This is a genomic window from Flavobacterium branchiicola (assembly GCF_018383905.1).
GTDB classification, from domain to species: Bacteria; Bacteroidota; Bacteroidia; order Flavobacteriales; family Flavobacteriaceae; genus Flavobacterium; species Flavobacterium branchiicola.
Genome location: NZ_JAGYWA010000006.1, coordinates 297,033 through 323,730, shown reverse-complemented (window position 1 = coordinate 323,730; position 26,698 = coordinate 297,033). Strand labels below are relative to the sequence as shown.

At 33.7% G+C, this 26,698-nt stretch carries 23 protein-coding genes; 16 read left to right on the top strand and 7 right to left on the bottom strand.

Going from position 1 to position 26,698, the window contains the following annotated elements; all coding sequences use genetic code 11:
* The first annotated feature begins 255 nt into the window (after positions 1–255).
* The 6 genes from KHA98_RS16720 (at position 256) to KHA98_RS16695 (ending at position 6,631) form a co-directional block, all read left to right on the top strand.
* Positions 256–660, top strand: a complete 405-nt coding sequence (locus KHA98_RS16720; protein ID WP_213259041.1) for a helix-turn-helix domain-containing protein — start codon at positions 256–258, stop codon at positions 658–660.
* A gap of 777 nt (positions 661–1,437) precedes the next feature.
* Positions 1,438–1,959 carry an RNA polymerase sigma factor gene (locus tag KHA98_RS16715; RefSeq protein ID WP_213259040.1) on the top strand — a complete coding sequence of 174 codons (522 nt, stop codon included), beginning with the start codon at positions 1,438–1,440 and terminating at the stop codon, positions 1,957–1,959.
* Positions 1,960–2,005: 46 nt separating this feature from the next.
* Entirely contained in the window at positions 2,006–2,215 is a 210-nt protein-coding gene (locus KHA98_RS16710) for a hypothetical protein (protein ID WP_213259039.1), read from the top strand.
* A gap of 12 nt (positions 2,216–2,227) precedes the next feature.
* Positions 2,228–3,067: a FecR family protein gene (locus tag KHA98_RS16705; RefSeq protein WP_213259038.1), complete on the top strand. Its 840-nt coding sequence runs from the start codon at positions 2,228–2,230 to the stop codon at positions 3,065–3,067.
* A 101-nt stretch (positions 3,068–3,168) separates the two neighbouring features.
* Complete coding sequence (locus tag KHA98_RS16700; RefSeq protein WP_213259037.1) at positions 3,169–5,787, top strand: TonB-dependent receptor; 2,619 nt, start codon at positions 3,169–3,171, stop codon at positions 5,785–5,787.
* Between the two features lie 31 nt (positions 5,788–5,818).
* Positions 5,819–6,631 carry a DUF4249 domain-containing protein gene (locus KHA98_RS16695; RefSeq protein ID WP_246522377.1) on the top strand — a complete coding sequence of 271 codons (813 nt, stop codon included), beginning with the start codon at positions 5,819–5,821 and terminating at the stop codon, positions 6,629–6,631.
* 46 nt (positions 6,632–6,677) lie between these two features.
* Here the strand turns inward: KHA98_RS16695 and KHA98_RS16690 are convergent, their stop codons facing one another.
* The 3 genes from KHA98_RS16690 to KHA98_RS16680 all read right to left on the bottom strand — a co-directional run bounded on the left by KHA98_RS16690 (position 6,678) and on the right by KHA98_RS16680 (position 9,237).
* On the bottom strand, positions 6,678–7,289 hold the full coding sequence (locus KHA98_RS16690; RefSeq protein ID WP_213259035.1) for a DUF417 family protein: 612 nt from the start codon (positions 7,287–7,289) through the stop codon (positions 6,678–6,680).
* A 79-nt stretch (positions 7,290–7,368) separates the two neighbouring features.
* Positions 7,369–8,181, bottom strand: coding sequence for a helix-turn-helix domain-containing protein (locus tag KHA98_RS16685; RefSeq protein WP_213259034.1), 813 nt, complete (start codon positions 8,179–8,181; stop codon positions 7,369–7,371).
* Between the two features lie 150 nt (positions 8,182–8,331).
* Complete coding sequence (locus tag KHA98_RS16680; RefSeq protein WP_213259033.1) at positions 8,332–9,237, bottom strand: EamA family transporter; 906 nt, start codon at positions 9,235–9,237, stop codon at positions 8,332–8,334.
* A gap of 160 nt (positions 9,238–9,397) precedes the next feature.
* On the opposite strand from KHA98_RS16680, the gene KHA98_RS16675 reads away from it, so the two are divergent.
* The 5 genes from KHA98_RS16675 to KHA98_RS16655 all read left to right on the top strand — a co-directional run bounded on the left by KHA98_RS16675 (position 9,398) and on the right by KHA98_RS16655 (position 12,346).
* Positions 9,398–9,856, top strand: coding sequence for an Lrp/AsnC family transcriptional regulator (locus tag KHA98_RS16675; RefSeq protein ID WP_213259032.1), 459 nt, complete (start codon positions 9,398–9,400; stop codon positions 9,854–9,856).
* A gap of 124 nt (positions 9,857–9,980) precedes the next feature.
* The gene (locus tag KHA98_RS16670; RefSeq protein WP_213259031.1) at positions 9,981–10,544 is read left to right on the top strand and encodes a DUF6642 family protein; all 564 of its coding nucleotides are present in this window, start codon (positions 9,981–9,983) and stop codon (positions 10,542–10,544) included.
* A gap of 2 nt (positions 10,545–10,546) precedes the next feature.
* Positions 10,547–11,467 (top strand): helix-turn-helix domain-containing protein, encoded by a 921-nt coding sequence (locus tag KHA98_RS16665; RefSeq protein ID WP_213259030.1) that lies wholly within the window; start codon positions 10,547–10,549, stop codon positions 11,465–11,467.
* 71 nt (positions 11,468–11,538) lie between these two features.
* The gene (locus KHA98_RS16660; RefSeq protein ID WP_213259029.1) at positions 11,539–11,739 is read left to right on the top strand and encodes a hypothetical protein; all 201 of its coding nucleotides are present in this window, start codon (positions 11,539–11,541) and stop codon (positions 11,737–11,739) included.
* A 34-nt stretch (positions 11,740–11,773) separates the two neighbouring features.
* Positions 11,774–12,346, top strand: coding sequence for a pentapeptide repeat-containing protein (locus KHA98_RS16655; protein ID WP_213259028.1), 573 nt, complete (start codon positions 11,774–11,776; stop codon positions 12,344–12,346).
* 217 nt (positions 12,347–12,563) lie between these two features.
* Here the strand turns inward: KHA98_RS16655 and KHA98_RS16650 are convergent, their stop codons facing one another.
* The 4 genes from KHA98_RS16650 to KHA98_RS16635 form a co-directional block, all read right to left on the bottom strand.
* The gene (locus tag KHA98_RS16650) at positions 12,564–14,132 is read right to left on the bottom strand and encodes a DUF5123 domain-containing protein (protein ID WP_213259027.1); all 1,569 of its coding nucleotides are present in this window, start codon (positions 14,130–14,132) and stop codon (positions 12,564–12,566) included.
* A gap of 39 nt (positions 14,133–14,171) precedes the next feature.
* Positions 14,172–15,995, bottom strand: coding sequence for a RagB/SusD family nutrient uptake outer membrane protein (locus KHA98_RS16645; RefSeq protein ID WP_213259026.1), 1,824 nt, complete (start codon positions 15,993–15,995; stop codon positions 14,172–14,174).
* A gap of 17 nt (positions 15,996–16,012) precedes the next feature.
* Entirely contained in the window at positions 16,013–19,219 is a 3,207-nt protein-coding gene (locus KHA98_RS16640; protein ID WP_213259025.1) for a SusC/RagA family TonB-linked outer membrane protein, read from the bottom strand.
* A 534-nt stretch (positions 19,220–19,753) separates the two neighbouring features.
* Entirely contained in the window at positions 19,754–20,920 is a 1,167-nt protein-coding gene (locus tag KHA98_RS16635) for an MFS transporter (protein ID WP_213259024.1), read from the bottom strand.
* 104 nt (positions 20,921–21,024) lie between these two features.
* On the opposite strand from KHA98_RS16635, the gene KHA98_RS16630 reads away from it, so the two are divergent.
* The 5 genes from KHA98_RS16630 to KHA98_RS16610 all read left to right on the top strand — a co-directional run bounded on the left by KHA98_RS16630 (position 21,025) and on the right by KHA98_RS16610 (position 26,690).
* Positions 21,025–21,858, top strand: a complete 834-nt coding sequence (locus KHA98_RS16630; RefSeq protein WP_213259023.1) for an AraC family transcriptional regulator — start codon at positions 21,025–21,027, stop codon at positions 21,856–21,858.
* 70 nt (positions 21,859–21,928) lie between these two features.
* Positions 21,929–22,312 carry a hypothetical protein gene (locus tag KHA98_RS16625; RefSeq protein WP_246522375.1) on the top strand — a complete coding sequence of 128 codons (384 nt, stop codon included), beginning with the start codon at positions 21,929–21,931 and terminating at the stop codon, positions 22,310–22,312.
* A 112-nt stretch (positions 22,313–22,424) separates the two neighbouring features.
* Positions 22,425–22,955 carry a DUF3347 domain-containing protein gene (locus KHA98_RS16620; protein WP_213259022.1) on the top strand — a complete coding sequence of 177 codons (531 nt, stop codon included), beginning with the start codon at positions 22,425–22,427 and terminating at the stop codon, positions 22,953–22,955.
* Positions 22,956–22,999: 44 nt separating this feature from the next.
* On the top strand, positions 23,000–23,518 hold the full coding sequence (locus KHA98_RS16615) for a helix-turn-helix domain-containing protein (protein ID WP_246522373.1): 519 nt from the start codon (positions 23,000–23,002) through the stop codon (positions 23,516–23,518).
* Positions 23,519–24,158: 640 nt separating this feature from the next.
* A complete protein-coding gene (locus KHA98_RS16610) occupies positions 24,159–26,690 on the top strand; it encodes a heavy metal translocating P-type ATPase (RefSeq protein WP_213259020.1) in 2,532 nt (843 codons plus the stop codon).
* Positions 26,691–26,698: the final 8 nt, after the last annotated feature.

Here is a 26,698-nt window from a genome sequence, read left to right as displayed (position 1 = left end):
GAAGCTTTTTTATCTTAAATAAGCCCCAGTACTTCAAAGTGTTCAACTGAAGGCCACATCGCTCTGCAAAACATTCATTACAACAAACAATACTGAAAGTTGTAGGAGTTGCTTAACTTCTGACAAGACATACTTTTAAAAAACAGACAAAATATCAGGCAGAACAGAAATTTGCAAGATATTTTTTATCTTTGAAAATCAGACTTTTTAATCCGATAGCTTTATCTTTGAGCGCATAGAAAAATAACAATCATTATGGAACAGAAAATTCATCAGGGGAGAAACGTAAAACGCTTCAGAGAAATACTTAACATAAAGCAAGAAGGATTGGCTTATGATCTAGGTGAAGAATGGAACCAGAAGAAAATTTCTATACTGGAGAAAAAAGAGGTAATTGAAGATAATCTGCTGAAACAAATCTCAGCAATTTTAAAAATTCCAGTTGAAGCTTTTCAGAATTTTGATGAAGAGCAAGCAGTAAATGTTATTGCTAATACCTTTGGAGATAATGGTATTGGATATCAGAGAAATGACAATCCTACTTTTAATCCTATAGATCAAGTGCTAAAATTACACGAAGAAAAAATTGCATTATACGAGCGTATGCTAAAAGAAAAAGATGAAATGATGGCAAGGCTTGAAAATTTAATCAAGAAATAATTTCCCATTTAAACTATCTAAAAAGTTAAATACTATTTTGGAGCTATTCATAGACATTTGCGCAGATTTTCGCTCGAACAATTCTAAGAGTTAAAAAAAATCAGCAACTCTATAAAACCAAAGCCACTCCGTAATGAAGTGGCTTTCTGTTTTTATTATTTTTGTGTGGCTTAACTTTACGGGCGCAGATTGCAAATCTGTGCTTTCGTTGTGTTAATATATCTGAGTGATAGGCATATTTACTATTTATTCAAAATCTTCAATAAATAATTACAACCAATAATTATAAACAACTGTATTCCAAACACAATTAATAACCTTCCAGAATTAGCAAAAATATTAACTCCTCTCATTAAATAGAACGATAAAAACAAAACAGAAACTGAAATCGATAATTTCCCAAGTTGCTTTATATAATTTATTAGACTAATCAAATTATTTTTTTCCATAATAAGTTATTTTTTCCCGAATGACGTAGATATATCAACACAAAAATTGCGCAGATTTGCAATCTGTGCACGTAAAGTTAAGCCATACAAACATATAACACTCAAATATAACAGCAAAATGAAAATGCTTAAACTGAATTCCTGTCTAAGGATTTTTTTATTTGTAATAATTGTAACATTTTTCAGTCAACTGCGTCTAATCTTAAAATTAAAATGCGGTTCTTTGTAACTAATTACATTCATGATTTGAAATCTACCAAATTTCAAATACAATAATATTGAAACCAATGAGTTTAGACTAGTAAAAACTAGTTGCTATATTTTCGTTATGGACAATAAAAAGTTTATTTTAAGTTTAAAAAAAGGGAATGAAGCGGCTTTTAAAGAGGTGTACTTCAACTACTACGACAAACTTACCAATATTGCCAGACGATTTAACTTTACCGTTCTCACTCCAGAAGACTTTGTGCAGGAGACTTTCTTAAGACTTTACAATAAAAGAGAATTACTTAACGAAGATGTTTTGTTTGATAAGCAATTGTTTACCATCTGCAAGAACATTATCATCAATCACGTTAACAGAGAAAATAAAATAGTTCAGCTTGATCCCTCTCAGGTTGACATTGTACAGGAAGAATCTGATTCTGGAATTTTTGACGAAAGAAAAGAAAAATTATACAACTTCATTAATCAGCTGCCTGAGCAACAACAAAAAATATTCACTTTACACAAACTGGAAAACCTTAGCTATAAGGAGATTGCAGAAATTACGGATCTTTCTGAAAAGACCATTGCCAATCATATTTATCTTGCCAGTAAATTTATTCGAAAAAAAATCGAAGAGCATTAGGAACTTTTCCATTCTCGTTTGTTATCTATAAAAACGAGAACATAAAATGCATATTGAAGCGTATAAAACAAATGTGAGAACAAAAAAAGATGCAAACAAAATTGCAGTTCTTTTGCAGTTCATTATTTCTGATTGTATCATAAATTTTGATTTAGATGATCGTGAACGAAATCTAAAAATCGAAACAAACCGAGACATTAAGGAAATGGTTTATGGTGTTTTTAACAAACAAGGTTTTCATTGTCAAATCGTTTAATACCCCAAAAACATGGATAAGGAAAAATTAGATAATGATTTTGAAAAATTATGGAATGAAACTCCCCTCTCGCATTCTGATAATGTAAAAGAGGATTCCTGGGAAAAATTCCATTCGCAAACTTTTGCAAAAAACAAACGTGTTTTTAGACCGTGGCGTTATGCTGCCGCTGCTGCAGTGTTACTTTTTGCTGCTGCAGGAGCAGCAATTTACTTTAACAAACCGCAACAAGAGAATATTGTTCTTGCCGAAAATGTAATTGAAAACACGACATCAAAAATTAAATATGTTGTTTTACCTGATAGTTCCAAAATAGAATTGAGTCCTAATTCTAAAATTTCTTATGCCAACAATTTTGCCTTAAACCGAAAAATCGAATTAATTGGTGAAGCTTATTTTAAAGTAAAAAAAGATAAACAACATCCTTTTCAGGTTTTTTGTGATGAGACTACTACGACGGTTTTAGGGACTTCATTTATTGTAAAAGAATCTGAAAAGAAAGAAGTAACGGTTGAGCTTTATGAAGGAAGTGTTCAGATGAATGTGAAAGGCCAGGATCAAAAATGGATTTTAAAACCAGGCGAGAAATTCACTTACGCAAACCCAACTGCTTCAGTAGTTGAATTTAGCCGCTTTAAAGATTTTGATAATGAAAACTTAGCTGCTTTTAGTCAATATATCCAAGAGAACTATGGTTACAAAGTCATTATTCCGGCAGAAAATCAGCAGGAAAAAATCACGATTCGAATCAATAAAAAAGAGGATTTAAAAACAATAGTTCAATTAATATCAGAAATGTATAACCTAAACTTTGAAATAAATGAAGATTTAAAACAGATTACTTTTCAATAGAAAAGAAAAAAAGGATGCAAGCCGCGAAACTACACATCCTCCTTATATTCAGGATAACACGAGGTTATTCTATTTAATAATATTCAAAAATACGAAATTTCATGAAGCATATAATTTCAGCATGCTTTTTTTTAATCAGTTTATACGCGTCTGCACAAAAGGTGACCGTAACTGTAGATCAAAATGTAACTTTAAAAGAATTTTTCAAGCAGATAGAAGGCCAATCTGATTTTAAATTTGCCTTTACGGATCAGATTGATACCAGCAAAAAATATTTCACTAAAAAAAGCACTTATAAGCAAATCGAAATCGAGAAACTTATTACTGAATTAAACAAAACTGCTGCTGTGCAATTTTCTATTGTAGGCAATAATATTTTTGTAAAGCAAAAACCTCAATCTTCTAAGCCGGCTAAAAAAAAAAGTAAGCTAAAGGGACAGATTATTGATGATGAAAAACAACCTGTTATTGGTGCCAATGTTTTTATTAAAGAATTAGAAACGGGCACCGTAACGGATGTTAATGGAAAGTACAGCATCGAAATTCCGAATGGAACTTATACCGTTGTTATCAGTTATGTTGGATTTAAGGATAAAGAAAAACAAATTACAGTTTCTGATGATGTTACCTTCAATTTCAATATAGAATCGGATAGTCAGCAATTAGGCGAAGTAATTATAACGAGCAATAAGGCTGTTGATGTGAAAACGCCTCAAATGAGCGTTAACCGATTATCAATGCAGGAAATAAAACGTATTCCTTCTGCAATGGGCGAACCTGACCCGTTAAAATCAATCATCACATTACCCGGAGTTACCAATTCCGGAGAATTATCTTCAGGATTTAATGTTCGTGGAGGTGCTGCTGATCAGAATTTAATTCTTTTAGATGGTGGTCCTGTTTATGCTGATTCACACATGCTAGGTTTTTTCTCGATTTTTAATGCTGACATGGTTAGCGGTTTAGAATTGTATAAAGGGGGAATTCCATCAAAATTTGGAGGACGTGTTTCGTCTGTTTTAGATGTGTCGCAACAAACCGGAGATTTTGAAAAATACAAAGTAAACGGAGGAATTGGTCTTATCACAAGCAGACTGTTGGTTCAGGGACCAATAAAAAAAGAAAAAGGTTCTTTTGTTGTCTCTGGTCGTACTTCTTATGCGCACTTGTTTTTGAAACTGGCAGATATTAATAACTCTGCTCTCTTTTATGATTTTAATGCTAAATTAAACTATCGTATCAATGCTAATAATTCAGTTGCATTTTCAGGATATTTAGGAAACGACGTTTTTGATCTTGCTGATCGTTTTTCTATGACTTACGGAAATACTATGGGAATCGTAAGTTGGAAACATAAATTTTCTGATCGTTTAAATACTAATCTTTCTGCTTTTTATAGTGATTACAAGTTTAATCTTGGTCTTTCAACAGAAAGCTTTGAGTGGAAAAATGACATAAAAAACTATGGTTTAAAATACAATTGGGTGTTTCAAAAATCAGATAAGTTTACAACGAATTTTGGAATTGAAGCCTTGTATTATGACTTCAATCCCGGAACTGTACAACCTACAAGTTCTAATTCGCAATTTAATTATCAGCAGCTAGATAAAAAATATGCGCTGGAAACGTCTGCTTATATTGATTTTGAAAGTAAAATTACAGAGAAATTAAACTTTCGTTACGGTCTTCGTTATAGCACATTTTACCGTTTAGGTTCAGAAGACATCAACACGTATGAAAATGGTCAGGCTGTAGTATATAATCAGTTGTATAAAATTTATCAGGAAGGAACTCCAACGGGAAGTATTCATTACGGAAGCGGAAAAACAATTAGTAATTTCGGAAACTTTGAGCCAAGAGCTGCTCTGTCTTATTCTTTTAATGAAAACACTTCGGTAAAGGCAAGTTACAACAGAATGGCGCAATACATTCATATTCTATCCAATACACAATTTCCGTTACCTATGAGCATCTGGACTCCAAGTGGTCCATTTACCAAACCTCAGCTTTTGGATCAATATGCGATGGGTTATTTTAAAAACTTCAATGAAGGTGATTATTCTTTTGAAGGAGAACTTTTCTATAAAACTGTTAAAAACCGTATCGACTATATCGACGGTGCAGGCATTTTGGCAAACAACAATATTGAGCAGGTCATTTTGAATGGTAAAGCCAGATCGTACGGAATGGAATTATCGTTTAGAAAAAACAAAGGTATTTTTACCGGATGGGTTTCTTATACCTTATCACGCGCCGAACAAAAAACACCGGGAAGAACTCCAGATGAACCTGGAATTGCAAATGGTGACTGGTATTTATCAGGATATGATAAACTGCATAATTTAAATGTTGTGGGAAATTATGAATTAAGCCCTAAATGGTCGTTTAATGCTAATTTCAGTCTTCAGTCAGGTCAGCCTGTAACGTATGCAAATGGTTATTATGAATTTGGCGGAATGAATATCCCTAATTATACGCTGAGAAACGAGAATAGATTACCAATATTTCATCATCTTGATCTTGGTGCTACTTATACCCCAAAACCAGAGAAAAAGAAAGGCTGGCAGAGTTACTGGGTTTTCAGTATTTACAACATTTACAACAGAAAAAATGCGGCTTCTATGAGTTTTACTACAGACAATTCTTCAGGACTTAATGAAACCAAAAAACTTTCAATTTTCGGTGCGGTACCGTCTGTTTCTTATAATTTTAAATTTTAATGCTATGAATCAATTAAAAAAGAGTGATAAAATGAATAAAGTACTAGCATTATTAAGTCTTGTTTTTGTCTTGTTTTTAACTTCCTGTGAAGAGGTCGTACATCTTGATTTAGAAAAAGGACAAACGAGAATTGTAGTCGATGCAGAAATATTATGGAAAAATGGAACTACCGGAAGTGATCAGGTAATAAAAATTAGTAAAACAGCTAATTTTTACGATCCGACTACACCAAAAGTTTCTGGTGCAAAAGTTAGAATCGAGAATAGCAACGGTGATATTTTTACTTTTAATGAAACGGAAGCCGGATCTTATGCCTGTACCAATTTTGTTCCTGTAATTAACATGGAATACAAACTTTTTGTTGATGTTGAAGGAGAAAGTTTTACTGCAGTCGAAAAATTAATTTCTAATGCTCCAATTGACGAGACAACTCAGGAACTTGTATATGAACCGGACGGAACGACTTCTGTTGAAGTTAAAATACACTATACAGATCCTGCTGATGAACTCAATTTTTATGTAACAGACTTTGTAGTTGATTTCTATAGATTTCCTCAATATTCCCTTTCAAGTGATGAATATACTAATGGAAATGAAAATACTACTGGGTTTTCTGATGAAAAATTACAGCCGGGAAAAACAGTAAACATTACGCACAGAGGTGTTTCTAAAAACTTCTATGATTATATGAATTTAGTTTTGAGTACTTCAAACACTGTTCCTATCTCAATTCCTCCCGGAAATATTAGAGGAAACATCTTAAACCCCAAGAATCCGGATAATTATGCTTTCGGTTATTTTAGACTTTGTCAAGCAGATACTGTTTCTTTTTTAGTAAAATAAGAAACTTCTATTCATAAAAAAAGCCTCATGATGAGGCTTTTTTTATTTACAATTTTATACTGTTTAAAAATTTCTTTGCACTGTCTGACGCGATTATCAATCCTCCGGTCATCATTATAATATCTTTTATGACTAAACGTCCACCGGCAGAAAGATAAGGAAATCCAAATTGCGGGGTTGGAAAATCACCTCCCAGATTTGGCACATAAACTTCCGGAGTAGTTATTAAAAAAGATAGCGTAACGAAAGACATTCCAAATGTCAAGAGCCCCCCAAATAATCCGATTTTTGGAAACCAAATTCCCAAAAGAACCAACAAACCAATAGAAACGATAACAGTTCCCAGCGCATAAGAAAAAATATAAGTTCCGTTTTCTTCATGCCATTTAATATTTTTCTCCACTACGCTTCCTTCAGGATTTTTGTGTAATGTATAAGCTGCAACTTCTTTACCGTCGGCATTAATTTCGGTTTCGCCTGCATATTTATAAAAGAAACTCATAAACGGACTGTTCGTTACCATTGGCACAATTCCGTCTGCTTCATACTGAAACGCTTTCAATCCGCCAATCCATGCCATTACAACGAATATGGCAATTCTCATAAAGTTGATAAAGTAATTTTGTCCTTCTGCTATAAATCTTATAAATTTTTCCATGATAAATATGTTTTTTATTTATGTCAAAATTACTTCATTACATAGGGCAAAAAAATGGACCGAAAGGACTTTTCATGGACTATTTTGCCACGATTGAAATCCCAACTTCTTTCCTGAATTCTTTTGGAGAAACCCCTACACTATTCTTGAAATATCTGCTAAAATAAAACTCATCTTCAAAATTAAGATCAAGCGCTATTTCTCTAATAGTTTTAACTGTTAAATGCAATAGTTTTTTTGCTTCTAAGACAATACGCTCCTGAATTAATTTTGTAGGCGGTTTTCCAAAATGTTTTTTGATTCTTTTACTAAATGTATTCACCGTCAGGTTATATTTTGAGGCATAAAAAGCCACTTCTTTTGCTTCGAGAAAATGTTTTTCGAGCAAACTCTGAAATGTTAGTATATCAGCATTCCCAATCATTTCCTGAATTTCAGGGCTCATTTTGAGTTGTTTTTCTTTACTGCTCAATGCTAATATTACCTGCAAATAGGATTTAAGAATCGAATTATCATAATCCAATTTTGAGTTTTCTACTCTTTGCATTCTTTCGCAAATACTAATTATTTCATCGTATATAAATTCAGAAACCGTAACAAATGGTTCACTGTAAATATCATTAAAGAGGATTCCGTTGCAGGCGACTTCTTTTTTATGGTATTCAATACAGTAAAAATCTCCGTGAAAACGTATTATATTAACAAGTGGCGCCGTAGAATTATTCCACTTTAATAATTGATAAGGAGATAAAAAAAGAAGATTTTTTCCTTCGCATTCATAATCGGTAAGATTAACAGAAAAAGAAGCATGTCCGTCAAATATCAGAATAATATAGTAAGGTTCATTTATTTCCTGAGTTATTGAAGAAGATTTCGCTAGTTCGATTTTCATTATTGCATTTTTTTTCAGAAATGTGGAATTTTTCAGAATTGATTCTAAGAATCTCGTCTTCTAACAAAATTACACAAAATGTAAACGGGTATTACGTTCCAACTTCTAAAAACTTTATCCCGCAATAAAGTCAGCAACGTTCTTAATTATTTATGAACATACAATTGTTTCTTTTTGCATCACTTTTTCTTTTCTTGCTTTTGAAATATTAAGATATACTATTGCTCCAAGCATTATGGCTATTCCAACTAATTGCATAAATGTAACTTTTTCTCCTAAAATAATATGCGCACAGAAAACTGCGGCGGGCAATTCAAGTGTTAATAAAACTGAACTTAAGCCTGCACCAATTTTTGGCATTCCTACTGTAAAACAAATTGGCGGAATTACTGTTCCGAAAATAGCTAAAAATGTGCCCCACTGTAACAGTCCAAAATCCAGATGTGTACTTGTTGTGATCGCTTCAAAATTGATTAAAAATATAATCATGGCAGATCCGCTGGTCATTAAGGCACTTTTCTCAAACATGTGTGTTTCTTTTCCAATTTTGCTGGTAAAAACAATGTATAGCGTATAGAGAATTGCTGCTAATAAACTTAGCAAAATCCCTTTAAAAGAAACATTTGCTCCGTTTAGGTCTAAAAGATTCCCTGCCAAAACGGTTCCCAAAATAATAAACACCGATGATCCAATTTCAATAGAACTTAGCTTTTTCTTAAAAAAGATCCATTCAATAGCAATACTCAGCCAGGTTATCTGCATCAATAAAACGATAGCTAAAGAAGCCGGAATATAAGCTACAGAAAGATAATACGTATAAGCTGAGGTTCCCATTGAAGTTCCTGCCAAAAGCAATCGCCAGTTAAGGGTTAGCTTTTCTCTATTTTTAAACTTCCTGAAAATTACCATCGACCATAGAATTAATGTTCCTACGAGTGCTTGCGTCAAGGTAATTTCTCCGGGAGAATATCCCTCACCATATGCGATCTTTGCAAATGAAGACAACATTCCGAAGCTTAATGCTCCCATCGCTACAATGATAATATATTTGTTCATTTTTATTCTTAAAATATGTTTTGTACGATCAAAAGTATAAAACAAAGAACAACAGCCATTATAATAGAATAAAATATGTATTTATTCCTTAAAAATAGCTTATAAAGAATATTTTATCCAAAAATGAATTATTTTTAATACCTTAACTGGAAAAAATCCGATGCAAGAATTAAGCAAACAAGAAATTGAATTACTTCGAATCCTTCAGAAAAATGCCCGATTTGATATTACAGATCTGACCGAAAAATTAAACATGTCCCGAACTTCTGTTTACGACCGAATAAAAAAACTGGAAAACGAAGGTTACATAAAGGATTATGTCGCTATAATTGATCCAAAAAAAGTGGGATTAAATTTTACGGTGATTATTAACGTTTCACTAAACAGTCAGCGTCTAGAACTTGTTGAAGAGTTTTCAAGACGAGTTGCTGCACTCGAAGAAGTTGTTGAAGGTTATGTAACCGGAGGTATTTTTGATTATGTATTAAAAGTTGTCGTTAAAGACCCCGAAGCATTTAATGATTTCATTCGAAAACTGTCTGATATTCCAAATATTAGCACCGTTCAGAGTTCTTTTGTTATGAGTTATATTAAACAGTCTACCGTTTTGCACTTTTAAACTTTAGTCAATCGCTAAAAACAAGTTAAAATCCCAATAAACCAGCACTTTTATCTTATAAAAAAATACTTTTGCCTAAAACCACATTTCTACCGTTAACAGAAGAAATCTAAAAGACATTTGTATGGATAATGAAAAATTTATTTTCTGCCTTGAAGGCGTTCAGGATGTAGAGGAAATTACGGATACTGATGTGGTTAAGAATCTGGAAGAAATTGCTATTAATCAAGGAATTGCCAGTATTCATAAAACATGTGATACTATTGAAGGACTAGAAGAAAGTCTGACTTCATTGCTTTATGATGATCATAATTTTAAAGATTATGAGATCATCTATCTGGTGATGCCGGGACAGGAAAACAACATTTGCCTTCATGATTATTATTACAGCCTTGAGGAAATAGCTGAACTTTTTGAGGGAAAAATGAAAGGTAAAATCATTCATTTTGCCAACAAAAAAAGATTAGACCTCAACGATGACGAAGCGCAATATTTTCTGGATATTACCGGCGCCCGTGCCATTTCCGGTTATGGTTCATCTTATAATAAAATAGCGAGCTGTAGTACTATTGATAAAGCATTTTTTAGTTTATATCAGGAAAATGATGATTTGACCGAAGTGGTTGAAGAACTGTACCAAAAGCATTATGCCCTTTGCAAATTACTTGATTTTAGATTGTATTATTAGGCATGAAGACCAAGAGCAGTGAAAAAATAAAAACGTATGAAGCAAAAGGATTCCGCGAAAAATTTCTTGGAGAAGATAATCCTATGCATTTGCTTTTTAAATCCAACTCAGATCATTTCTTTTGTTTAAAAACAGAAGAAATAATGAAATTGCGTTATCCGGTTCCGCCATCAAAACACAGCTGTCACACTTTGATCTTTGTTGAATCCGGATCTCACAAAATGAAAGTGGGTCACGAAGAATATGAAACTGTTGCCAATGAAATTATGGTGGTGGCTGCCGAACAGGTTTTTTCATTAGAAAACATCAACAATACACATGAGGGTTACATTTGTCAATTTCATCCTGAGGTTTTAATTGGTAAATATGGTAACAGAGAAATGCTGAATGATTTTGATTTTTTAAAAATTTCCGGATATCCCAAAACAATTATTCCTGTCGAAGATGTTCCTTTGATTATTTCTATTTTTAAACGTTTACAAAAAGAATATACGGAGACTACTGTTGCCAATCTGAATATTGTACAGGCTTACCTGATTGCATTATTCTATGAAATGAATAAAAACAAGATAAAGGCGTCTAAAAACTCAACAGCCGCAGAAACGATTACAAACAAGTTTAAGGAATTAATCTACCAGACTGTAAAAACAGAACATCAGGTAAGTTATTATGCTTCATTATTAAATGTAACTCCAAATCATTTAAACAAATCGGTGAAACGTACTACAGGAAAATCTGCAGCAACATGGATTGATGAGACCATATTATTAGAAGCTAAATATCTGTTGTATCAAACTACTCTTTCTGTGGGCGAAATTGCTGCTCAGGTTGGTATGGAGGATCAATCTTACTTTAGTCGCTTTTTCAAAAAACACGAAGGCACCTCTCCTGTTCAATATCGAAAAATGATTGATAAATCCTAATTATTGATTATCCTATCCTAATAAAAAGGAATACATTTTTCAGAAATTTGTCGGCTTAAAAAGTGCAAATTATGATTTATGTTTTTAAAACTTCCGTTGATAATCACTCTAAATTAGAATCGGCTTCAACTTTACTTTATCAATTAATTCCTGATTCTAAATGGAATTTTGATCTTGAAGATTGTGATAATATTTTAAGAGTCGACAGTGAAACCGAAATAACCGATTTGGTTATAAACAACGGTTTTTTCGATTGTATCGAATTAGAATAATATCCCATTTCATTATCCTCTCACTTACTATATCATGGAAATAAAACTTTATCAAAACAGGACTTTTGATACGATTGACTATTCAGATCAAAGTTTATCGCACACTGAATTTGTTAATTGCGAATTTATCAATTGTAACTTCTCTAAAAGCGATTTAAGTTATAATGAATTTTTAGATTCTACCTTTAAAAACTGTAATATTTCGCTGGCGATTCTTACCAATACCGGTTTAAAAAACATTCAATTTATTGGCTGTAAATTAATGGGTTTAGACTTTAGCGCTAGCAATAGTTTTTTGTTTTCAATGAATTTTGAGGATTGTCTTTTAGATTATTCGACTTTCATTTATAAGAAACTAAAGAAAACGAATTTTATCGACTGCTCTTTAAAGGATGTCGATTTCTCGAATACCGATTTGTCATTGTCTCTTTTTAAAAACTGTGACTTGTCTAATGCCACTTTCGTGGAATGTAATCTGGAAAAAACAGATTTTAGGACCTCGCGTAATTATACTTTTGATCCTTCAGAAAATAAAATTAAAAAAACAAAAGTCTCTCATACTGCTTTAGCCGGTTTACTGGAGAAGTTTGATTTGGAAATTGAATAATACCGATTGTATATTCAATATAGTCCAATTGCATTGTACTATTTTCATATTACATCGGCATTATACCCGAAAACATTGGATTAGGATATAAATCTAAATGGTATACTATTTAAAAACCCCGAATTTGCAGATTTTAAAGATTTTCCGTTTTTATTTCTGTAAATAAAAAAGGGATGCAGTATAATTGCTGCATCCCTTTTAAAACTAACTATAAAAACTATTTTATCCAACGTGGATCTCCAATTTTGTTGTCGATCATGTCTTGGTTTTTAACTGTGAAATCTCCCTGAGCAGCATTCACAAATTGTGGATCTGCTGTAGTAGCCGAAGAATCGATTTTATTATTTACAATTGCAGAATCGATAAAACTTGGCGCCGCGAAATAGTAGTTTTTACTAAATGTTGGCATAACCGTAGTTGGCTGATTGGTATAAATTGCCGTTGTAGATGTAATCAAAGTATTTCTTACTGTCGATGCATTTGTTGCAAAACGAACGTATAAAATTCTTTTTGGCGCTGAGGTGTTTGATACCTTATACAAAGTACAACCATCAATTAATACATTAGTCGTTAAACCAGTTCCTGAGAAACCATTAGCAGGAGCAACTGCATCTGCTCTCACAAAATCACGTCCAACAGAACAAGTATCAAATGTGCTGTTTTTCACCGTGATATTTGCAGCGTATGTATTTCTGAAATCTATAAAATCTGCTTGTGCATTTGTATTTACATTTCTAACAATACTATTGTCTACCGTAAATGAAGTTACTTTTGCAGTACTTGCATTTCCATAAACTAGGGCACGTAAATAATCATGTACATAACAACCGCTTATTAAAATACTCTCGTAAGTAGTAGCTGTTCCTGAGATAGTGATAAAGTTTGTGTCTCCTACTCCTGTACCTTCTGAATCTAAATCAATTAATGAAAGACTTGTTACTCCAACAGCTAAAGTAAATCTCACATGTAATTTTGGTTTATCTCCAGGACGTAATCCGCGAATGGTGATTGGTTTATTTAAAACTATTTCACCTGTCAATGCTTTATAATCTCCTGGCATTAAAACTAAAACAGAATTAGCTGGTGACTCGGCAATTTTCGCACTTAAATCATCTTCCGGTTTAACCAAAATTCCACTTCCAATGTCAATTCCGGTTGTAAAAGTTACTACACCTCTTTTCTTTGTTCCATTTAATAAAGTTGCAGTATAAGCTGTTTCTCCTGTAAGACCTGTAACAACAGCAACTCCTGCCGTTTTTTCTTCAGCTGTAATAACATGTGTAATATTGCCCGGAGCTACAGTAATTTGTGTTACGTTACTATTTGGCGTCCATCTTAAAGTTACTTGTTTCGCTTCAATATCGGCATCCTGAACCGGGAAGAAAATTTGTTCTGTCAATGTTGTTGCTGTCGTAACGGACCATTTAGAATCTTCTAACCCTGTTGCACTAACCGCTTTTACTCTGATGGAATAAGTCGTTTCACCTTCTAATTGCACGGAAACCGGCAATTCTTTTGGCACTACATTTATGGTTTTGTAAATTGTTTTAAACTCTGGATCATCTGCACTAAATTCAACTACATAATGATCTGCATCTTCTTTTAAAGTCCAGTTTAATTCAACTGTCGTTTGATTTCTAACTTTTGTCGTAAGACCAATTGGAGAAAATGCTCTGTCTGCTCCAATATCAGTTAATAACTCTTCATTAAAACTTTCACAACCCGAAATTGTAAAGGCTATTAATAAGGCTGCTATTAAACCTTTAAAAATATATTTTGCTTTCATAAATAAATATCTTATAAATTACTACTAATTTTTTCCAGTTTAATAACCGTAGTCGTTAACTAATTGTCCGTTACTTGCATTGATTACTTTTTGCCAGATTGGCCAAAATTGTCTGGTATTAGGATCTACACCTAACTTATACAATGAGTTTATTTTACTTTCTGTAAGAACGTTCCATGCACCTGCACCTTTACTGTCTACATAAAAAGTATAATCAGCACCCGGATTTGTGCTTTCTCCTCTGTTCAAACCGTAGATAATCAGCGTTTGGTTATCTTCTTTATATTTATAGTATAAATTAACCGGTACAGTAGTGTAGTCTCCTGAACGAGCTTGTAAGTCAACCATTTTTTGTTTTGCTTCGTCTAGTTTTATTTTCAATAAATTCCAACGAATAAGAGCTTGTTTACGCTCCATTTCTCCTGTAAACTCATATTTATTTTCATTTACAATAGCATTAAACATGGCTTCTTTACTAGTCAAAAGACCTACATAATTGTCTACTTTTTCTGCTTGAGATGCAGCAGGGAATGCTCTTCTTCTAATTTCTTTAAGATATGGAGCTGCCGCGCCCGGACCTTCTAATTCATTTGCCGCTTCGGCAGCTATTAAAAGAACCTCAGCATAACGCATGTATATTTTATTAACCCCGTCATCATTGTCTGATGTAACTCTGCGCGTCATCCACTCATAACGGTATTTACCGAAACACCATTTATTTATTACTGCCAATTCTTGTTTAGCGATTCCGTTTACCGGAGTTCCGTAAGTATAAGGTACACACGTTACATCTCTACGAGTATCTTGTTGGTCGTAATCATAGAAAATAAAAGGCAAAGGTCCTGCAGTACCACCACGATTGTTTCCGTTGGCATGAAACTGGTCATTAGCCGCATGTTTAACTGCAAAACTGAACAACATTCTTCCTCTACCATCTCCAAAAGGAATTTCCCATAAAGATTCTCCTCCGGCCTGTATATTTTCCTGATTGTATTTTCTCCACAATGCTTCAAATGTAGTCTCTAAATGAGCCTTTCCGCTTTCAATAACAGAGCGCGCTTCTGATAAAGCCAATGCATACATATTACCAACTGATAATTCAGGGTCACTACTTCTTCTTACTCCGTCAGGATATTGCTGATATCCGGATGCTACCAATGCTAAACGAGCGCGCAATCCTTTTACAAATGCTTTATTTACTCTTTCGACACTACTTGTTGCTGCAGTTTCATTTGGCCACGGAACCAATGTAGCGGCTTCGCCCAGATCACTAATTAATTGTTTATAAATTATATCACGATTTGATTTTGGCAAATAAATAGTAGAAGAATTAACTGGTTCAAAACGTGCCGGAACATCTCCATGTGCTTTTGTTAAATCAGCGTAATAAATGGCACGTAATGTTAACGCTTCTCCTAAAAGATATCCTAACTCTGTTCCAGGTCTTGGATCTCCGTACTGGCGTAAACCTCTAATACATATATTAGCACGTTCGATTCCAGAATACATAGAAGTCCATGGGTTACCACCACCTGTAGGCGGCGCATCAAAATCCATTTGACTATTTGTTGGTTTTGCATCATAAATACTTAGTGCCGGTTTATCATCAGAAGTTGATTCTGACGAGTTGAACCATTCCACATCTGTATTAAATCCGTAATAAGAAAGGAATCTTCCACGATGTCCGTTCTGATCTCCAAATGGTATTTTAATTCCATCGACTGCACTTTTGGCCATTCCGGGATCAGAAAAAATTAATGCCTCATCTAGTGTCGATTTTGCGGGAGCATCAAGATAGTCGTCCTGACAAGAGCTAAAAAGACCCGCAATGATTAGTCCTGCTATAATTATTTTATGTTTCATTTCTGATAAGTTTTAAATTAAAAATTAAGGTTTAAACCAAAAACCAACTGTCTGCTACGCGGATAAGCTGAATAATCTACACCCGGTGTAAGCGGAGTTTTTCTTCTTGTTGAAACTTCAGGATCTGGCCCTGAATAATTGGTAATAAGAAAAACATTGGTTGCCGTTAAGTAAAACCTCAATTTAGCAATACCAGCTGCAGAAGTAAATGACTCTGGAGTAGTATATCCTAAAGTAAGTGTATTAAGTCTTAAAAAAGAACCATCTTCAATTGCCCAGTCAGACGTTACAAAACGGCTCATGTATGGTGACCACATTGTTGTATTGGCATTCATAGCCGTTAATTCTGCCGGATCTGTAACCAACTGACCCGTTGTTGGATTTAAATTTGTCCATCTCTGACCATCTGCCATATCTGTACTTAGGTTTCTATACTGACCTCTTGGTGTAGAAGATGTAAACTCTACTTTATTAGCATTGTAAATATCGTTTCCTACACTGTAGTTAAAGGAAGCCGAAAGATCAAAACCATAAGCATTACCATTAATAATAAAACCACCATTGTATTTTGGATTTGAATTACCAATTATAGTAAGGTCTTTTGAATCTACTACATTATCACCATTCAAATCTTTCAGTTTCATATATCCTGGCTGTACACTTCCTACTACACCCGAACTATTTACCAAACCTGATTTTAAGGTATATTTTGAACCATCATAGTCAAAATCAGAAACCTCGTAGCGTCCGTCGCTTTTGTATCCGTACATTGTACCAATAGACTGCCCCACTGCTACTAAATAATCTCCAACAATATCACTGTTCCAAGAACTTGAAACTGTAAAATCATTCATTACTCCAAGAGAGTTGATACGGTTTTTATTTATTCCCACATTAAATGAGAAGTTTAAACCATAGTCTTTTTTCTGAATCGCTGTAACATTCAAAGTAGCTTCAAATCCTTTATTTTCGGTTTCTCCCATGTTTCTGTATTGCGTCTCATATCCAGAACCTCCTACAGGAAAATTAATTAAAAGATCTTTTGTTTTGTTTTTATACAATTCAAATGAACCACTGATACGGCTTTTGAAAAAATCAAAATCCAAACCAAGGTTTTGAGTTACTGTTGTTTCCCATTTCAAATCAGGATTAGCCATAACTGGCGATGTAGCCCAGTAATTACTTACCCCATTAATCCATGCAGACTGACCTGACTGAAAATTTTGAACTGTCTGACCTGTCGGGATATTATTGTTTCCTGCCTCACCATAACTAAATCTTATTTTAAGTGCACTTAACCAATCTACATTTTTCAAGAAGTTTTCTTCTGAGATTTTCCAAGCTGCAGCTGCTGCCGGGAAAAATCCCCATTTATTATCTCCTAAAAATTTACTTGAACCATCGGCACGGTATGTTGCCGAAAAGATGTAACGGTCTTTAAAATCATAATTTAAACGGCCAAAGAATGACAGCAATTTATCATCCGGAAAGTAGTAATTATCAAATACAATTGGTGTTCCTTGTGATGTAAGTTTTTGAGCCTGATCAAAGTCAAAAAACTTAGGCAATCCCTGAACTACAGATGTTGCTTCATTTCGTTGCGTATTAATCATTTCTTCTCCAACCAATACTTTTAAGTTATGATTGTCACCCAATGTTTTTTTGAAATCATAATTAAGCGTGTTGGCATTTCTAAACGTTACATCTTTTCTGTCGCTTGAAATCATAGCCGGCATTCCTTGTAAAGCTCCGGAAGGCTTATTTGCAACATAGTAAGTAGTGCGTCCGTAAAAACGGTAATCTAAATTATTGTAGTTATTTAAACCTACATCTGTTTTAAAAACCAGTTTATCTGTTAGTTTCCATGAAAAACTTCCAAGCATATTAAAGTTTTTTCTAAGCTGCTGACGATCGTTATCTGCTACAGATACAAACGGATTTATAAGATATCCTGAAACTGCCTCATCTGTATCATCTGTAGTTAATCCCGGCATTGGAATTGGTGAATATCCAACTGCATGTCTTAAACGGGAATCATTAGATGAAAACTCGTTTTGCTCATTTGCTCCTCCTCCGTTAATTTCTGTATTTGAATAACGCATAGTAAACGCAAGATCGATTTTGTCACTTGCTTTACTTTTTAAAGCAAGAGATAAGTTGTCTCTTTTAAAATCAGATCCAAGCATAATAGCTTTTTCATCATAATGTGCGTAGTTAAAGTTAAAATTAGCTTTATCTGTACCACCTCTAATTCCTAAATCACGACTTTGAACCTCTCCGGTACGACCGTAGATTTGTTTCTGCCAGTTATCTCCTTTAACCCCTTTGTACATATCATAATCCTGCCAGTTGCCAAAATACTTTTCATACGAATCTTGTTTTTTAGCCAGCAAAGCATATTCATATTGCCATTTCACGAAATCTTCCGGCTCAAGAACATCAATCTCATCAGCCATCTTTTTCATACCATAAAACATATTAAAGTTTACTGCAATTTTCCCGTCTTTACCTGATTTTGTAGTTACCAAAATAACTCCATTTGCTCCTCTTGAACCGTAAATAGCAGTAGATGCAGCATCTTTTAAAGTCGTATAAGTTTCAATATCTGAAGGCGAAATATCATTTAAACTATTTACAGGAAATCCATCAACAATGATTAATGGCGAACTATCCTGAGTCAGTGATCCACCACCACGAATTCTAATTTTGATTTCAGAATCTGGTGAACCCTCTGAAGATATAACTTGCACACCCGCAATACGGCCTGTTAAAGCTTCTGCCACATTTGCAATAGGTGTTTTTCTAACTTCATTACCTGATAAAGTTGAAACCGCTCCTGTTAAATCACCTTTTTTTGCTGTACCATAACCAATTACAACAACTTCATTTAGATTATTAGAATCTTCCTGTAAAAGAGCATCAACTTTATTTTTTCCTGAAGTTGAAACTTCAGTTGATTTAAATCCGATGAATGAAAAAGTCAGGATTGCTTTTGGGTTTGTTAATTTAATCTTGTAATGCCCGTCAAAATCTGTAGAGACACCATTTTTTGTGCCTTTTTCCAGTACGTTAACTCCTGGAAGAGACATACCGGCCGCATCTCTGACAGTTCCCTCTATTGTTGGAGTCTGCGCATTTACCTGACTACTCATAAGCAAGCACAATAAAAAAACAAGAGCAGAGCAAAAATTTCCTCCTTTGTTTAATAAATCTTTAAAATTCATGGTTTATTGTTTAAAATTATTAATTGGTTAAATAGTTTTTCTCTAGTTTTGACATCATAAATCCTCTTGTTAATATTGTCACAAAATCTTTGAAAGCTTAATAAAAGCAAGGATTTTCAATCGATTTCGCTTTATAAAAATAACTTTAATTTTATTAAAAACAAATGATGTAATCGATTACACAAACATAAATATTTTTTTTAATTAAAAAATTAATTTTCCTAAAAATTTGCTAAAAAAAATTACAAATGAAAAATAAAGCCTGATTTTAATACGACATCTGTAATTTATATTATGAATAAATACCAAATTTAATATTGAGAAATAAAAAATTCTTCCGCTTTTATTAAAAAAATAATCGATTACATGAAAATACAACAGGAACTATAAAAGTGAAATAAATTTTAACAAGAAATAAAAAAAGGGAAACGATTCTTACATTAATTCATCAGCCCATTAAAATTCAGGAACAATCAGGCACAAAAAAACCTTAAACAATTAAGTTTAAGGTTCTTTAATTTTTAAAGTATCTTCTTAAGCGCTTTGCAACTGCAAATTTGCTTTGTGTTTTTGCATTAGTACAAAAGTAATAATCATTCCGGTTATGGCCATTCCAATACCAATAAGATTTGGAGAAGCAAAACTATAACCAGCTGCCAAAGGTAATCCACCTAAGAAAGCTCCTAATGCGTTCCCTATATTAAAACTGCCCTGAAGCGCTGCTGAAGCAATCATCTCTGCATCTTTTGCCGTGCGAATCATCAACATTTGAATTGGTGCAATTACAGAAAATGAAATCGCTCCGGTTAAGAAAGTCAGAAACAACGAAACATATTGATTGAAAGAGAAAAAGTAGACCATTAATAAATCCAGCACCATAACAAACAATAATGCTAATACGGTTGGTGCAGGCGAATATTTATCTGCCAGTTTTCCTCCTGCAAAATTCCCTACAACCATTCCAAGTCCTGCCAAAATCAATATATACGAAACATCTTCCGGAGAAAATCTTGATACATTGATTAACAAAGGCGCAATGTAACTAATCCAGGCAAACAATCCGCCAAAACCAATTGCGGTAATTCCGATAATTAACCAGGCTTCCGTTTTCTTGAAAAACAACAATTGAGTTTTCATGTTTACATCTCCGCTTTTTTCCAAATTTGGCATCCACAAGGAAATAAACAAAAAGGTCAGCATTCCTACTATAGCAATTAATATAAAGGTATAACGCCAAATAAAGTGGTGACCAATATAAGTACCAATTGGTACGCCAATTAAATTAGCCAGCGTTAAACCCGAGAACATAATAGCAATTGCCTGGGCTTCTTTTCCTTTATCTGCCAAACGGCTTGCGACTACCGCTCCTACTCCAAAGAAAGCACCATGCGGTAATCCCGAAAGAAATCTTGAAGCAAACAAGAAATTATAATTTGGAGCAATAATAGAAAGTGCATTAAAAACGGTTAGCATTAATGCTAAAATCAAAAGCATTTTTTTGGGTGGAAAATTTCTACCTATAATAACCAATAGAGGTGCACCAATAACAACGCCCAAAGCGTAAGCTGAAATTAAGTATCCGGCAACCGGAATCGAAACTTTCATATCTGAAGCAATATCTGGCAATAAACCCATCATTACAAATTCGGTTATTCCAATAGTTAAGCCTCCTAAAGACAAGGCAATAAGACTTTTTTTCATCTGTTTTATAATAAGAAAGGAATATATTTTCTATGGGACAAATTTAACACCGTTAAGCGCAAAAATAGTTGTATATTTACGACATAAACTTGTAAATTTAAGTCATGCCTAAATTAAATCAGTTTGAGACTCTTGTTATTCATGAATTTGAAGATGAGAAATTTCACCTTCCGCCACATACGCATACGTATTACGAAATCATTTATATCAAAAAAGGAGCTGGTATTCATCATCTCAATAAAAATCTTCTCCCATATAAAGCCGGAGATTTATTTGTAATTTCTCCCGAAGATGAACACTACTTTGACATCAAAAAAAACACGCGTTTTGTTTATATTAAATTCACAGACAATTATTTTAATTCCAAACAAAACCTGACTTGTGATGAATTTCTGGTGAATACTCCCGAAAGTTTTATGCGCGACAAAATCCTGAAAGAAACGGTTTTAAAATTTGATGAACCTTGCAAAACTATCTTAAAAAATACGGTAGAGAATATTATAACCTACGATCGTTATATTGATGTTACGACTTCGCCAATTGTTTTTTACCAAATTCTTTCGCTTTTTGGTCTGATAAAAGAAACCATTCGCGGTATGAATCTTCAAATGAAATCAACGCATATCGATAATGAACAAATCGCCAATTATATTCATCAGAATATTTATCAGCCAAAACTGGTTCAGATAAAGGTTATTGCAGAACATTTTAATATTGCACCAACTTACTTTAGTGCTTATTTCAAAAGGACTTTCTCGATTAGTTATCGCGATTACATTAATAATTTAAGAACTACTTTAATCGAAAAACGATTCCATAACAATCAATTACCGATCAAGCAAATTGCTTATGAATTTGGCTTTACCGATGAAAGTCATTTGTCGAATTATTTCAAAAAACGAAAGAATATGAAACCGACCGATTTTAAAAAGCTTTAGTTATTGAAATCTTAAAAGAGATCGGAGCTAAGAATTTTTATCTAAATTTGTATCAACAATATATTTTTCCTTGATAAAAAAAACAAACATATTATTTCTCGTTTTACTGTTTGGCTTCTCTTTGATGTCAACTACGGGTTATGCTTGTGGAAAATCTACTGAAAAAAGTACTTGCGGGAAAACAGCAAGTTCATCTAATACATCATCTGATTCCTGTCAAAAAGAATGTTGCAAAAAAAGTAAGGATTCTAAAAAGGATCAGCACGGTTGCAACAGAAAATGTGATCACTCTGGCTGTACTACTTCGGGTTTACAGTTTAGTTTAATTGCAGAAAATGATTTTGAATTCAATAACCAATTATTGAATTTCTCTTTCAAAACACCCATCACTTACTATGAAAACAATAGTATTTCTGATGGCTTTACCTCTATTTGGGCACCTCCAAAAATATAATAATTCTATTTGTGACAGCCATAACTGGCTCTAAACGTTACGCAAAATCTGCAAAACACTTTAAGAATTAAATCTAATAAGGAATACTAAATTCCTTCTAAATATATACAAAATGAAAAAATCAATAACAATTATAGGGGCATTAATCGCATTCGTTTTTACTACAAGTACAATTCACGCAAAAGCAGTAAAAACAGAAACAAACGAAATCGAAGTTTTAACTTCAACTGAGTTACAACCAGTTTATGATGCTTATTTCACCGTAAAAGATGCTCTTATTAAAAGTGACAGTAAATTAACTTCGGCGAAAGCCGCAACTTTACTTACGGCAATTACAGCTGTAAAAATGGATAAACTGAAAAGTAACGAACATACGGTTTGGATGAAAGTCATGAAAAAACTTACTGCCGATGCCAAAAGTATTTCGTCTACAACAGATCTTAAAAAACAACGCGAAACTTTTAAATCGTTGTCTAAAAGCACTTACGATCTTATAAAAGTATCTAGCCCGGAGCAGCCAATTTACAAACAATATTGCCCAATGGCCGATGCTGATTGGTTAAGTAAAGAAAAAGCAGTTAAAAATCCGTATTACGGATCTTCGATGTTAACTTGCGGAAACGTGGTAGAAACCATCAAATAAATATGAAGCTCTACATCAAAAACATGGTGTGTAGTCGATGCAAAATGGTTGTGAAGTCTGAGTTTGAAAAACTCGGACTTCAGACTATTTCTGTTGAATTGGGTGAAGTTGAACTACAGGACGCTATTACAGAAAATCAAAAAGAGATTTTGCTTAAAAACCTGCAAGCTTTAGGTTTTCATATCATTGATGACAAAAAAAGCAAAACAATCGAAAAAATAAAAAATCTTATTGTTGATTTGGTTCACCATAAAAACAACGAACTCAAAGTCAACTTATCTGATTATCTGGCTGAAAATCTCCATCAGGATTATAATACACTGAGTAATCTTTTTTCGGAAATAGAGAACACTACTATCGAAAAATATTTTATCAGTCAGAAAATAGAAAAGGTAAAAGAATTACTGATTTACAATGAACTTTCGTTAAGCGAAATTGCCGATATTCTAAATTATAGTAATGTAGCGCATTTGAGTAATCAGTTTAAAAAAATTACTGGTTTTACTCCTACCTATTTCAAACAACTGAAAGATAAGAAACGTATTCAGATCGAGAATATATAAGTTTTAGCTTAACCGCAAAGAGCGCAAAGGCGTACGCAAAGGTTTTATTTAGCCACAGATTATACAGATTAAATGGATTTTAAAAATCTGTGATAATCTTTTAATCCGCGGCTACCTTTTTATATAATTTTTTCGCAATTTATTCAGAACGTAGCCCAAGGCTTCAACCTTGGGTACGCAAAGATTGAAATACGATACGCCCCCACGGTTGAAACCTTGGGTTATGTTTTTAATCTAAGTACGCAAAGGTTTTATTTAGCCACAGATTATACAGATTAAATGGATTTTAAAAATCTGTGATAATCTTTTAATCCGTGGCTAACTTTTTATATAATTTTTTCGCAATTTATTCAGAACGTAGCCCAAGGTTTCAACCTTGGGTACACAAAGATTGAAACACGATACGTCCCCAAGGTTGAAACCTTGGGTTATGTTTTTAATCCAGGTTCGCAAAGTTATTTTAAAAGCTTTGCGAACTTTGCGTTTTTATAACAGCCCGAACATCAAAAAACCATAGCGTGCTTTGCGATAAAAAAAAACCTTACCTTAGTAAATCTTACAAATCATACCCAAAATTATACAAACCGAAACGATCAATACTTCGGAAATTTGCATTGTAATACTTTAAACACCTATAACAATGACACATCAATATATAATTTCAGGAATGTCGTGTGATGGCTGTCGCAAGAAAGTCGAGAAAACCTTAAATACAATTGAAGGAATTCAGGCCGAAGTGACGCTAAATCCGCCATTGGCTACCATAACAATGGAAAAACACGTTGCAACAGAAAAATTTCAGGAAGTTCTGGCAGCAGCAGGAAAATATACTATTGAGATGGATTCTCCTAAAAACCATACTGAAACAGCAGTTAAATCTTGTTGTTCCGGTCATAAAAAAGAGAATCACACACATCAACCTAAAAAGGAATCGCACACACATCAACAAACCAATGGCGTTTATTATTGTCCGATGCATTGCGAAGGAGACAAAACATACTATAAACCTGGAGATTGTCCTGTTTGCGGAATGGACTTAGTTCCGCAAGTAGTAATCAGCGCTGCAAAATATACTTGCCCAATGCATCCCGAGGTTGTTTCAGATGAACCGGGCGATTGTCCGATTTGCGGAATGGATTTAGTTCCGATGCAGGTTGCTGATAATGAAGAAAACAAAACCTATACTGATTTATTGAAAAAAATGAAAATAGCGATATTGTTTACGCTCCCAATTTTCATCATTTCAATGTCAGAAATGATTCCGAATAATCCGCTTTATACGATAATGTCAATTGAAAAATGGAATTGGATTCAGTTTCTATTTTCACTTCCCGTTTTATTTTATGCAGGCTGGATGTTTTTTGTGCGCGCCTGGAAATCGATTATCACCTGGAATTTAAACATGTTTACCTTAATAGGTATCGGAACAAGTGTTGCATTCTTATTTAGTATTGCAGGTTTATTATTTCCTGATGTTTTTCCGGACGAATTCAAATCACATCATGGAACCATTCATTTGTATTTTGAAGCCGCAACAGTAATTCTTACCTTAGTTTTGCTAGGACAATTATTAGAAGCCAGAGCACACGGACAAACAAATGGTGCTATAAAAGCTTTATTGAAACTGACTCCTACAGAAGCAACTTTAGTAGAGAACGGAAACGACAAAGTAATTTCTATTCACAATATCAACAAAGGTGATTTATTGCGCGTAAAACCGGGAGAAAAAATTCCCGTAGACGGAAAAATAACAACCGGAGAAAGCAGTATCGATGAAGCGATGATTACCGGAGAACCCATTCCAGTAGATAAAAAAACGGGCGATAATGTTATTGCCGGAACGATAAACGGAACTAAATCTTTTGTAATGATTGCCGAGAAAGTAGGTTCAGAAACTTTACTCTCGCAGATTATACAAATGGTAAATGATGCAAGTCGTTCGAGAGCTCCAATTCAGAAACTCGCCGATCGTGTTGCCAAATATTTTGTTCCAACTGTAGTTATTATTTCAGTTTTAACCTTTTTTGTCTGGGCAAAATTTGGTCCCGAACCCGCATACATTTACGGATTAATTAATGCCATTGCTGTTTTAATTATTGCTTGTCCTTGTGCTTTAGGATTAGCAACTCCAATGTCGGTTATGGTTGGAGTTGGTAAAGGTGCACAACATGGTATTTTGATAAAAAATGCCGAAGCACTGGAAAACATGGATAAAATTGATGTTTTAATTACAGATAAAACCGGAACAATTACCGAAGGAAAACCATCTGTAGAAAAAATATACGCCATCAATAATAATGAAGATAACTTATTGCAAAACATAGCTTCCTTAAATCAATATAGCGAACACCCGTTGGCGCAAGCCGTTGTCAATTTTGCAAAAGCTAAAAACCAAACTTTAATTGAAGTTCCCGATTTTGAAGCCGTTGCCGGAAAAGGAGTTACAGGAACTGTAAACAATACAAAAGTCGCTTTAGGAAACAAAAAACTAATGAATCAGGTTGGTGCTAAAATTTCTGAAGATCTTGAAAACAAAATTATTGCTGAACAAAATTTAGGAAAAACAGTTTCTTATATCTCAGTCGATAGTATTGCTCTGGGCTATGTATCGATTACAGATGCCATCAAAGAAAATAGTGCAAAAGCTATTAAAGATTTAATCGATCAGGGCGTTGAGGTTATTATGTTAACCGGTGACAATGCTAATACTGCAAAAGCAGTTGCCGATCAATTGCATTTAAGTGCTTTTAAAGCCGATTGTCTTCCCGAAGATAAACTAAAAGAAATTCAGCGTTTGCAGGCTGAAGGTAAAATTGTAGCCATGGCCGGCGACGGAATCAATGATGCTCCAGCCCTTGCGCAGGCAAATATTGGAATCGCAATGGGAACCGGAACTGATGTTGCCATCGAAAGTGCTAAAATTACTTTGGTTAAAGGAGATTTAAACGGCATTGTAAAAGCTAAAAAACTGAGTTATTCGGTTATGAGAAATATCAAACAAAATTTATTTTTTGCTTTTATATACAATGTTTTAGGCGTTCCAATTGCAGCCGGAATTTTATTTCCAGTATTCGGAATCCTGCTTTCGCCAATGTTGGCTGCGCTGGCAATGAGTTTAAGTTCGGTTTCAGTCATTGTAAATGCATTGCGATTACGCAATCTAAACCTTTAAAACAGCAA